The sequence below is a fragment of the Streptomyces sp. NPDC055955 genome (genome assembly GCF_042270245.1).
Lineage (GTDB): Bacteria > Actinomycetota > Actinomycetes > Streptomycetales > Streptomycetaceae > Streptomyces.
In genome coordinates, this window is sequence record NZ_JBHJYS010000012.1 from 294,387 (window position 1) to 305,851 (window position 11,465).

At 70.5% G+C, this 11,465-nt stretch carries 9 protein-coding genes; 3 read left to right on the forward strand and 6 right to left on the reverse strand.

All coding sequences use genetic code 11. From position 1 onward, the window contains the following. Positions 1–100: 100 nt before the first annotated feature. The 3 genes from ACFC96_RS25075 to ACFC96_RS25085 are packed head-to-tail and all read right to left on the reverse strand — an operon-like array spanning position 101 to position 2,618. On the reverse strand, positions 101–1,291 hold the full coding sequence (locus ACFC96_RS25075) for a lipid-transfer protein (RefSeq protein ID WP_376614172.1): 1,191 nt from the start codon (positions 1,289–1,291) through the stop codon (positions 101–103). Then, the gene (locus ACFC96_RS25080; RefSeq protein WP_340460824.1) at positions 1,288–1,734 is read right to left on the reverse strand and encodes a zinc ribbon domain-containing protein; all 447 of its coding nucleotides are present in this window, start codon (positions 1,732–1,734) and stop codon (positions 1,288–1,290) included. Before ACFC96_RS25080 ends, ACFC96_RS25075 begins: the two co-directional genes overlap by 4 nt. Before the next feature lie 59 nt (positions 1,735–1,793). After that, positions 1,794–2,618 (reverse strand): M15 family metallopeptidase, encoded by an 825-nt coding sequence (locus tag ACFC96_RS25085; RefSeq protein ID WP_376614174.1) that lies wholly within the window; start codon positions 2,616–2,618, stop codon positions 1,794–1,796. Between the two features lie 72 nt (positions 2,619–2,690). Here ACFC96_RS25085 and ACFC96_RS25090 point away from each other — a divergent pair, with 72 nt between their 5' ends. Then, positions 2,691–3,224, forward strand: a complete 534-nt coding sequence (locus ACFC96_RS25090; RefSeq protein ID WP_376257584.1) for an NUDIX domain-containing protein — start codon at positions 2,691–2,693, stop codon at positions 3,222–3,224. A gap of 36 nt (positions 3,225–3,260) precedes the next feature. Here ACFC96_RS25090 and ACFC96_RS25095 read toward each other — a convergent pair whose 3' ends face one another. Continuing rightward, positions 3,261–5,618, reverse strand: coding sequence for a glycoside hydrolase family 31 protein (locus ACFC96_RS25095; protein ID WP_376614176.1), 2,358 nt, complete (start codon positions 5,616–5,618; stop codon positions 3,261–3,263). Between the two features lie 214 nt (positions 5,619–5,832). On the opposite strand from ACFC96_RS25095, the gene ACFC96_RS25100 reads away from it, so the two are divergent. Then, a complete protein-coding gene (locus ACFC96_RS25100) occupies positions 5,833–7,809 on the forward strand; it encodes an acetoacetate--CoA ligase (RefSeq protein WP_376614178.1) in 1,977 nt (658 codons plus the stop codon). A 79-nt stretch (positions 7,810–7,888) separates the two neighbouring features. Continuing rightward, on the forward strand, positions 7,889–8,791 hold the full coding sequence (locus ACFC96_RS25105; RefSeq protein WP_376614180.1) for a hypothetical protein: 903 nt from the start codon (positions 7,889–7,891) through the stop codon (positions 8,789–8,791). A gap of 64 nt (positions 8,792–8,855) precedes the next feature. On the opposite strand, the gene ptsP is transcribed toward ACFC96_RS25105, so the two are convergent. Together ptsP and ACFC96_RS25115 are read right to left on the reverse strand one after the other, a co-directional pair. Further along, positions 8,856–10,526, reverse strand: coding sequence for a phosphoenolpyruvate--protein phosphotransferase (gene ptsP, locus ACFC96_RS25110; protein ID WP_376257625.1), 1,671 nt, complete (start codon positions 10,524–10,526; stop codon positions 8,856–8,858). Between the two features lie 74 nt (positions 10,527–10,600). Next, on the reverse strand, positions 10,601–11,050 hold the full coding sequence (locus ACFC96_RS25115; protein WP_376257591.1) for a PTS glucose transporter subunit IIA: 450 nt from the start codon (positions 11,048–11,050) through the stop codon (positions 10,601–10,603). Positions 11,051–11,465: the final 415 nt, after the last annotated feature.

Below are 11,465 nucleotides of genomic sequence, written 5' to 3' on the forward strand. Positions count from 1 at the left end.
ATGATGGCGCCCCCGGCGCGTGCCCAGGCGCAGTTCACGCGCTGTTCACGCACCCTTTTCGGCCGAACACGCAGCGTACGGATCCGTCGGCGGGCGCCGGTCAGCGCACCGCGACCACGGACGAGCCGTGCCCGAACAGTCCCTGATTCGCCGTGATCCCCACGCGCGCGTCCGCCACCTGCCGGGCGCCCGCTGTGCCGCGCAACTGCCACGTCAGCTCGCAGACCTGGGCGATGGCCTGCGCGGGGACCGCCTCTCCGAAGGACGCGAGTCCGCCACTGGCGTTCACGGGTATGCGTCCGCCGGGTGCCGTCGCACCCTCCCTCAGGAGCTTCGCCGCCTCGCCCTCGCAGCACAGCCCCAGATCCTCGTACCACTGGAGCTCCAGAGCGGTCGACAGGTCGTACACCTCGGCGAGGGAGAGGTCTTCCGGGCCGATCCCGGCCTCCTCGTACGCCGCCCGCGCGATCGAGGCGCGGAAGGTGACGCCGTCCGGCTCGACGACCGCGGCCGAGTCGGTGGCGATGTCCGGCAGGTCGAGCACGGTGTTCGGATACGTCGGCGTGACAGTCGACACCGCGCGGATCCGCACCGGGTTGCGCACTCCGTGCTTGCGCGCGAAGTCCATGCCGCACAGCACGAGGGCGGCAGCTCCGTCGGACGTGGCGCAGATGTCCAGGAGCCGCAGGGGATCGGCGACGACCGCCGACGCGGCCACCTCCTCGGCCGTCACCGTCTTGCGGTACCGGGCGTTCGGATTGAGCGCGCCCGCCGCCGCGTTCTTCACCTTGACCTGCGCGAAGTCCTCCAGCGTGTCCCCGTGCACGGCCATGCGCCGACGCGCGTACAGACCGAAGTACGCGGGGTTGGTCGCGCCGAGCACGCGGAACCGCAGCCAGTCCGGATCGTCGTGCCGGTCCCCGCCCGCGGGCCGGAAGAACCCCTTGGGCGCGGCGTCGGCACCCACCACGAGCACCACGTCCGCGAGCCCCGCGAGGATCTGCGTACGCGCCGCGTCGACCGCCTGGGCGCCCGAGGCGCACGCCGCGTACACGCTCGCGACCCGCGCGCCCTGCCAGCCGAGCGCCTTCGCGAACGTCGCGCCCGCCACATAGCCCGGGTACCCGCCCCGCACGGTGTCCGCGCCCACGACGGAGTCCACGTCGCGCCAGTCGACCCCCGCGTCGGCGAGCGCCGCCCGTGCCGCCACCGTCCCGTACTCGACGAAGCCGCGACCCCACTTGCCCCAGGGGTGCATGCCCGCGCCGAGCACCGCCACGTCGTCCGTCATGCCGCCACCCCCGTCGGCCGCCAGTGCCACGTCGTCCAGGTCGTGTCCCCGTCCTCGTCGAGCACGCCGGGCACGACCTCCACCTCCATGCCCACCTCCAGGTCGGCCACGGAGACTCCGGGAACCGCCTGTCCGAGCACCACCAGGCGCTCCGCCTCCAGCTCCACAGCGATCAACGTGTAGGGCTGCCAGGGAAGTTCCGGATCGGACACGTACGGTGCCGGAGGCCGGTACCGGCTGTCCGTGTACGACCAGACCCGGCCACGCGGGGAGAGCGGCACGGAGAGCAGCTCCCCTCCGGCGCAGCCGGGGTTGCGGCAGAAGGTGTCCTCGCGGGGGAAGAAGACCGAGGCACAGGCCGAGCATCGCGTGCCCAGCAGCCGGAAGTCCTCTCCCTCCCCGGTGAACCAATCGGCCACGACAGGTGTGCGCGTACGCGACAAGGCCCCTCCCGCGCTGGATCCGACGAAGCCACCAGAACACCAACAGATCTGATGGACCGTCAGAAGTGTGCCATGGGCCGGCCGCTCAGGGAACGCCGCGAGATGGGGAAGTCGAAGTACGTGTCAGGGAAGAGCTCCGGCTTGTACGTGAAGTGCCACCACTCCTCGGGCAGGTTCACGAACCCCTGTGCGGCCAGGGCGTCCCGCAGGAGGTCACGGTTCGCGCGCTGCGCCCCCTTGATCCGTGGGTCGTCGGTGTGAGCGAGCGTGTCGAAGCAGTCGAAGCCCGTGCCCATGTCCAACGAGTTGTCGGGGAAGCGCTCCTTCTTCGGCCCGTAGCAGGGTGCCAGCCGCTCACCGGGCACGTACGCGCGCGTGGGCAGCGCAGGCAGCTTCACAACGGTCAGATCGAGCGTGGAGCCGCGGCTGTGCCCGGACTTCTCCGCGATGTAACCGTCCGCGAACAGTCGCGTCTTGTCGACCTGCGGATAGAACTCCGCCTTCATCCGCTGGTCGTCGAGGTCCTTGGCCCACCGCACGAAGTGGTCGACCGCCCGCTGAGGCCGGTAGCAGTCGTACACCTTCAGTGAGTAGCCCCGCTTCAGGAGCCCGGCCTGCGCCTTGTGGAGCGCCTTCGCGGCAGGCTCGGTGAGGATGCACATCGGCTTCTCGTAGCCGTCGACGGGCGCCCCGACGAAGTTGTGCGCAGTGATGTAGCGGATCTCCTGGATGATCGTCGGGTCGACGTCCCGCAGCGCCACGAACTGCTGGGGAGCCTTGGGGTCGGGCTTCGCCTGGGCGGCGCCGGGAGCGGTGGCCGTCCACAGGAGCGCGGCGACGGCGGTGACGGCGAATCTGCGTGCGGCAGTTGCTGTTCGTCTCATGAACCCTGCATCTATCAGGATCAATGGTGGCCAGGGAAGAGCCACGCTTCACGATCGGATACAGTCCGCGGCGTGTCAGCACCCCACCACATAACCAACCCCGTTCCGGATTCCCACTGTTCGAGCTGTGGAACCGCCTACGGACCCGACGTCTCGGGATGGCCGCGTACGTGTCCGGCCTGCGCCGACGTGAGCTACCGCAACCCCCTGCCGGTCGCGGTCGCCCTCCAGGCCGTCTACGACAGCCGCGGTTCCGCTCTCGTCGTGATCACTCGGACCATCGCCCCCGCGCGCGGGGGAGTCGCCCTGCCCGGCGGGTTCGTCGACGACAGGGAGGACTGGCGCGACGCCGTCGTCCGTGAGCTCAAGGAGGAGACAGGCATCGAGGCGGCGAGCCGCGACGTACGCCTCGCCGACGCGATGAGCTCACCCGACGGACACCTGCTCCTGTTCGGCCTCCTCCCGGAACGCCCGGCCGCCGAACTGCCCGAGCCCGCCGTCACGGACGAGACGGAAGGCTGGCACCTCCTGCGCCGCCCGACCGAACTCGCCTTCCCTCTCCATACCCTGGCCGTCCGCGCCTGGTTCGAGGGCCGCTACGTGTAACACCCCGCCGCACGAACCACCCAGCCCTTCGCACGCTCAGAGCCCGCGGATCCGCACCGGGTACGCGGGCTCGGCCGGCCCGCCCTCGTCCTGCCGCTCCACCACCACACTGCCGCCGCTCCACCGTGAGGTGTAGCGCTGGACGTCCGGCGTCTCCCAGCCGTCACCGACGTCGGGCACCACCACCCCGCCGCCCGTACGCCCCCGCGCCGGAGCCCACACCTCCAGGCACAGCTCCCCGTCCTCACCCCGCACGGGGATCACCGCACCCGCGCGCGCGAAGACGGGAACACGGGACAGCGGCGCCTCCACCAGCACCTGACCGGGCCCCTCGTGCGCCTGCCCGCTCTCCACGTCGTACCAGAGCCCGCGCGGCAGCCGCACCGCCCGCCGGTCCGCACCCGGCTCCAGGACCGGAGCCACCAACAAGGAGTCACCCAGCAAGAACGCGTCCTCGCAGTCCCGCAACGCCCTGTCCTCCGGAGCACCCCACCACACAGGCCGCACATACGGAGCCCCCGTATGCCGCGCGAGATGGGCCAGCGTCACGAAGTACGGCAGCAGCCGCCGGCGCTCGACGAGCGCCACGCGCGCGTGCCCCAGCACCTCGTCACCGAACTCCCACGGCTCCCGACGCCCCGCCCGCAGCGCCGCATGCGTACGGAACAGCGGCAGATACGCACCCAGCTGGAACCACCGCAGATACAGCTCCGAAGACGGCTCCCCGTCGAACCCGCCCACGTCCGGCCCCGAGTACGGCACTCCACACAACCCGAGCCCGAGCACGAGGGACAACGACGCGCGCAGACCGGGCCACCCTGTGGCCACGTCCCCCGACCACGTCCCTCCGTAGCGCTGCATCCCCGCCCAGCCCGAGCGAGAGAACAGGAACGGCCGCTCCTGGGGCCGAAGTTCCCGCAGCCCCTCGTGGCCGGCGCGCGCCATGCACAGCCCGTAGACGTTGTGGGCCTCCCGATGGTCGCCGCCCCGCCCCTCCAGCGCGTGCCGTGCCGAACGGGGCAGTGTCGGGTCACCGAACGCGGCGAACGACGCCGGCTCGTTCATGTCGTGCCAGAACCCGGAGAACCCCTGGGCGAGCCGCTCCTCGTACAGACCACCCCACCACTTGCGCACGGCGTGGTCGGTGAAGTCGGGATACACGGACTCACCGGGCCACACCACGCCCCGCACCGGCCTCCCCGCCGCGTCCTTCACGAAGACGTCAGCGGACGCTCCCGCGTCGTACAGGGCGTTCCCCACCTCCGCCTTGATGGCGGGGTCGACGATCGACACCAGCCGCACACCGTCCCGGCGAAGGTCCTCGGCGAGCAGCGGGAGCCCCGGATACGTCTCCTGGTCGACCGTGAACACCTGAAACGCGTCGAGGTGATCGATGTCCAGATGCACCGCGTCGAGCGGAAGCCCTCGCTCCCGGTAGCCCGCGACGATCCGCCGCACCTCGTTCCCCCCACCGAAGCCCCAGCGCGCGTGCTGATACCCGAGCGCCCACGCCGGCGGCAGCGCGGGCGCGCCGGTCAGCGACGCCCACGCGCGCAGCACGCGCGCGGGGGCACCCACCATGACCCAGCAGCGCAGCGGGCCGCCCTCCATCCGGACCTCGCACGTCCCCGCACGGTCGTGCCCGGAACCCGCCCCCTCCTCGCCCTCCGAGAGCGTCACCGTGCCGTCCCACGAGTTGTCGTGGAACACCAGATGGGTGCCCGCGTCGGCGACCACCATCTGCACCGGCATGGTCAGATACAGCGGATCGTCGCCCGGCCCGAACGAACCACTGGGATCCGTGTTCCACAGCCGGTACGCGCCGTCCCTCAGCCGAGGCCCCGACGCCCGGCCGCCTAGTCCGAAGAACCGCGCGTCGGCCGCCACCTCGGACCGCTGCACCCACCGCGCCTCGCCCCCGTCCGTGGGCTCCCACCAGCGCGGCGGCAGATCCCGCCGCAGCACCACACCGCCCGGAGTGCACACGGAGACAGCGCCGTGCCGCGACACGACGACGGTCACCCGCTCCGCCACCACCCGCCAGCCGCCGTCCTTGTCGGGCTCCAGGACAGCCCGCGGATCCGGCTGCGGACACGCACCCGCCAGCGCGTACGACGGCTCCGGGTCCGCCCCGTCCCAGCCCCAGAAGACCGCGCCCGTCACCGTCACCGTGATCCGCAGTCGGGAGCGCGTGAACAGGACGACGCCACCACCGGGCGCCGGCTCGGCCCCCGTCACCGGACCCGGCACCCTCGCCCGCTCCGGGCCCCTGCGCCGCAGACCCACCGCGTCGGCCCGCCTCCTGCGCCACGAGGACCGCACCGCCCGCACACCCTGGACCGCACCCACCAAGCCAACCGCCCTCACCGCGCGTACCAGGTCACGACCGTTCATGCTGCTCACCCTGTCATTGCGCGCCGGGCAAAGGTGAGTCGTTCAACTGCCGTTCATCCGTGGCGGCAGCACATCTTCACGACACGGACTATGTGGGGCGCAACCTGGTGCGGAAGTCGATCACGTGGCATCGTCCCTGTCAGCCGCGTCACGCGCACACACCGGCCCGTGCGCGGGACCGACGCACACCACGCGTACATCCGGGAGCCGCCCCATGCCGTCAGCCGCGAATCCGACGCCGCTCTGGAAGCCCGACGCCGAGTTCATCGCCGAGGCGCAGATCACGCGCTTCCAGGCCTGGGCGTCCGAGCACCACGGAGCCCCCGCCGACGGCGGTTACGAAGCACTGCACCGCTGGTCGGTGACCGAACTCGAGACGTTCTGGAAGGCCGTCGCCGACTGGTTCGACATCCGGTTCACCACCCCCTACACGCGCGTGCTCGGCGACCGCGCCATGCCCGGAGCCGCATGGTTCCCCGGCGCCTGCCTGAACTACGCCGAACACGCCCTGCGCACGGCCACCGATCCCGCGCGCGCGGACACCCCGGCCATCCTCCACGTGGACGAGACACACGAACCCCACCCCGTGACCTGGGCCGAACTGCGCCGCCAGGTCGGCTCGCTCGCCGCCGAACTGCGCGCGATCGGCGTACGCCCGGGAGACCGCGTCAGCGGCTACCTGCCGAACATCCCCGAGGCCGTCGTCGCCCTCCTCGCGACCGCGGCCGTCGGCGGGGTCTGGACGTCCTGCGCTCCCGACTTCGGCGCACGCAGCGTTCTCGACCGCTTCCAGCAGGTCGAACCCGTCGTCCTGTTCACCGTCGACGGCTACCGCTACGGAGGCAAGGAGCACGACCGCCGCGACACCGTCAGCGAACTCCGCGCCGAACTGCCCACCCTCCGTGCCGTCGTCCACATCCCGCTGCTCGGCACGGACGCCCCCGAAGGGGCCCTCGAGTGGTCGGAGCTCACCTCCGCCGACACAGAGCCCGTCTTCGAAGCCGTCCCCTTCGACCACCCCCTGTGGGTCCTGTACTCCTCAGGCACGACCGGACTCCCCAAGGCGATCGTCCAGTCCCAGGGCGGCATCCTGATCGAGCACCTCAAGCAGCTCGGACTGCACTGCGACCTCGGCCCCGGCGACCGCTTCTTCTGGTACACGTCCACCGGCTGGATGATGTGGAACTTCCTCGCCTCCGGCCTCCTCACGGGCACCACGATCGTCGTCTACGACGGCAGCCCCGGCTATCCCGACACCGGCGCCCAATGGGCCGTCGCCGAACGCACCGGGGCCACCCTCTTCGGTACCTCGGCCGCCTACGTCATGGCCTGCCGCAAGGCAGGAGTCCACCCCTCGCGCGACCACGACCTCTCCCGCGTCAAGTGCGTTGCCACGACCGGCTCGCCGCTCCCGCCCGACGGCTTCCGCTGGCTGCACGACGAGGTACGCGAAGACCTCTGGATCGCCTCCGTCAGCGGCGGCACGGACGTCTGCTCCTGCTTCGCCGGAGCCGTCCCGACCCTGCCCGTCCACATCGGCGAACTCCAGGCTCCCTGCCTCGGCACGGACCTCCAGTCCTGGGACCCGCAGGGCAAGCCGCTCATCGACGAGGTCGGTGAACTCGTCGTCACCAACCCCATGCCCTCGATGCCGATCCGCTTCTGGAACGACCCCGACGGCAGCCGCTACCACGACAGTTACTTCGACACCTACCCCGGCGTCTGGCGGCACGGCGACTGGATCACCCTCACCTCCCGCGGCTCGGTCGTGATCCACGGCCGCTCGGACTCCACCCTGAACCGCCAGGGCGTCCGCATGGGGTCGGCCGACATCTACGAGGCCGTCGAGCGCCTCCCCGAAATCCGAGAGTCCCTCGTCATCGGCCTCGAACAGCCCGACGGCGGCTACTGGATGCCCCTGTTCGTCCACCTCGCACCGGGCGCCGTACTCGACGACGAACTCCGCGCCCGCATCAAGCAGACCATCCGCGAGAGCCTCTCCCCGCGCCACATCCCCGACGAGATCATCGAAGCCCCTGGCGTCCCGCACACCCTCACCGGCAAGCGCATCGAGGTCCCCGTCAAACGCCTCCTCCAAGGCACGCCCCTGGAAAAGGCCGTCAACCTCGGCTCGGTCGACAGCGTCGAACTCCTGCGGTTCTACGAGGACATCGCCCGCAACCGCCCCTGACCGAACCTGATCCCTCCGCCGTTGTCAGTGCCCACGATTACTGTGAGTGAGCATTGATCTACAGCTCTCAGGGGGAACCATGGCGCACACCCAGAACACCCAGCACGCCGGCATGCGACGCGTCCTGCGCCGTGAAGTCGCGGGCATCATCGGCCTCCTCGCCGACGAACGCGACTTCACGGCGATGCGGAGTTACCGCTCCTTCGCCTTCGACGACCACGGCACGTACCTCCAGCAGGTCGAAAGCCTCCTCCGGGCACGCGCCGCCCAGGGTGGACACACCACCGTCGCCCTCTTCGACCCGGAGGAGTACGCGGAATTCTGCGCAGAGAGCGGCCTCGAACCGGACACCCCCGACAGTCGCACCCGGTTCACCGCCGAACTGGCCGTCATGGGCGCCACCGTCCCCTACGAAGGCCAGCCCCTCGCCGACCTCCTGCCCGACCTCGTCGACGAAGCCGTCCGGCAGGCCACCTGGGAGTACGCCTCGTCCGTCCTCGCCCGGATCGGAGCGTGCGGCGCCTGTGGCCAGGACATCGGAAGGGACGCCTTCGCCCGCGCCTCGCTCCTCCTTACACAGGTCCTCGACACGGCAGGAATCGGCACCCACCACCTCGTGTGCAGCGTTCCCACAGACGCCGAATCACTGCTGTCGGTGCTCCACGTCGACCGCTGCGCGGAGGACAGCACACGCCTCGACGAGAAGGAGGCGCTCGAGTTCACCACGGTCCTGGCACTCGGCATCGCCACCGCAAGCCCGGGCGGCCTGGTCATGCGGACCACCACCCCGGACAGCGACGACCGCGTCCAGGGCTGGCGCCTGCGCGACGAACGCCTGCTCCCCCTCACCGCGGCGGAAGTCTTCGACGCCTACTGCACCGACGCCCAGTCCGGCGACCTCGTCGCCCCCGAGTCCGGCGTCGACTACTGCGCGGCACCCGACCTCGCAGACACCGGCCCCGAGGGCGGCCACCGCCACTGAAACGACCGTGGGGCGCTCCACCACGAAAAGGTGAAGCGCCCCACGCCGACGAACCGGCCTTCGGCTACTCGCCGGACAGCACCGCCTGAGCGGCCTTGCGGGCCTCCTCGGCGGAGTCCGCGGCACGCGCGGCCGAGGCCGCACGCTCGCACTGAGCCAGCGTGTACTTGCCGAGCGTCGACCGCACATAAGGAATCGACGCCGCACCCATGGAAAGGGAGGTGACGCCCAGACCGGTCAGGACACACGCGAGCAGCGGGTCGGACGCGGCCTCACCGCAGACACCGCAGCTCTTGCCCTCGGCCCGCGCCGCGTCCGCGGACAGCGCGACCAGGTCGAGCAGCGCGGGCTGCCACGGGTCCTGAAGCCGGGACACCGCACCGACCTGCCGGTCGGCGGCGAACGTGTACTGCGCGAGGTCATTGGTCCCCAGCGAAAGGAACTCGACCTCCTGAAGGATCGAACGCGCCCGCAGAGCGGCCGACGGAATCTCGACCATCGCACCGAACTTCGCCTCGAGACCCGCCTCACGGCACGCGTCCGCGAAGGCCTTCGCGTCGGCACGGTCGGCGACCATCGGCGCCATGACCTCGAGGTAGACCGGCAGCCCCTCGACAGCCTTGGCCAGCGCGGTCAGCTGCGTACGCAGAACCTCGGGGTGCTCAAGGAGGGAACGCAGACCACGCACACCCAGAGCCGGGTTCGGCTCGTCGGCGGGCGTCAGGAAGTCCAGCGGTTTGTCCGCACCAGCGTCGAGGACGCGCACCACGACGCGACCCTCGGGGAACGCCTCGAGGACCTTCCGGTACGCCTCGACCTGCTTCTCCTCGGAAGGAGCCCTGCTGCTGTCGTCGAGGAAGAGGAATTCGGTACGGAAGAGACCGACACCCTCGGCACCGGCCTCGACCGCGGCCGGCACGTCGCCCGGACCGCCGACGTTGGCCAGCAGCGGCACCTTGTGACCGTCGGACGTCGCGCCCGGACCGGACGACGCGGCCAGCGCGGCCTTCCGCGCGGCGGAGGCGGCCTCGAGCTCGGCCCGCTTCTCCGGACTCGGGTCGACGAAGATGTCACCGGTGCTGCCGTCGACAGCGATCACGGTGCCCTCGGCGAGCTCGCCCGCGCCGGGCAGCGCGACCACGGCCGGCACTCCGAGCGCCCGCGCCAGAATCGCGCTGTGACTGGTCGGCCCGCCCTCCTCGGTGACGAAGCCGAGCACGAGCGTGGGGTCGAGCAGCGCCGTGTCCGCGGGAGCCAGGTCCCGCGCGATCAGCACGTAGGGCTTGTCGCTGTCCGGGACACCGGGCATAGGCACCCCGAGCAGCCGCGCCACGATCCGGTTCCGCACGTCGTCCAGGTCGGCGACGCGACCCGCGAGGTACTCACCGGCACCGGCCAGCAACGCCCGATAAGACGCGAAGGCGTCGTACACGGCACGCTCGGCCGTGCTGCCGACCGCGATACGGCGGTCGACATCGGCCATGAGCTCCGGGTCCTGCGCCATCATGGCCTGGGCCTCGAGCACGTGCTGTGCCTCGCCACCGGCCAGATTGCCGCGTGCAATCAGATCGGCCGCCACAGCTTCCACGGCCTGACGGGCGCGCCCCTGCTCGCGCTCCGCGTCCTCCGTCGGAATCTGCTTGGCCGGCGGTTCGAGAACCGCCGTCCCCATGTGCCGAACCTCGCCGATCGCCACACCGTGGCTCACGCCGACGCCTCGCAGCGTTGTCTCCATCTCACCGTCTCCGATAGTGCGGCGGGCCGAGCCGCCGCGGTGGTTGACCTGCATGCCGTCAGCGACGGCCCGCGTCACTTCCAGCTGAACAGCGCGTCGCCGGACTTGACGTCGCCATCCTCGATCACTTCGGAGAGGGACTCGGCGGTGGCCTCGAGGGCAACGACCGGGCAGATCGGGGACTTGCCGGCGGCTTCGACGGCCGCCGGGTCCCAGCGCACCATCTCCTGACCGCGCTGCACGGTGTCGCCCTTGTTGACGAGCAGCTCGAAGCCCTCGCCGTTGAGCTGCACGGTGTCGATGCCGAGGTGCGTCAGGACGCCGTGCCCCTGTCCGTCCACTACTACATAGGCGTGGGGGTGAAGAGAGACGACGATGCCGTCGACGGGCGCGACAGCCGCCGAGGGCTCGCGCACCGGGTCGATGGCGGTGCCGGGACCGACCATCGCACCGGAGAAGACCGGGTCAGGAACGGCGGTGAGTCCAATGGCGCGTCCGGCGAGCGGGGACGTCACACTGGTCATGGCAAGCCTCCCAGGGGTGGAGATTGATGGTCACCGTCACTGCCTGTCCTGGACGGCGTACCGTTTCAGAAGCGTAAGTCATAAAAAGTCCCGGTTCCCCATGAGAGGTACCGGTTGGCCGACGTAGAGGGTGCACGCAAACGATTTGCGCCTGCCCTTCACCCCCATGTACTGTCAGTCCCCTGCTTGAGGCCAAGCGGCGCCTTCGGGTGCCCGGTGGCTCAGCGGCAACTATCACGACAGATCCTAGCTTTGATCGACTTCTGCACGCCCGCAGGAGCCCGCGGTCGGAGCAGCAGAAAATGACTGATAGTGTTTGGACCGCCGGAAAGGGAAACGCGGAAAGCCGAAAGGCCGGAGCGGAAACCTGAAAGGCACCGAGGAAATCGGACACGAAAGAGTCTGATAGAGTCGG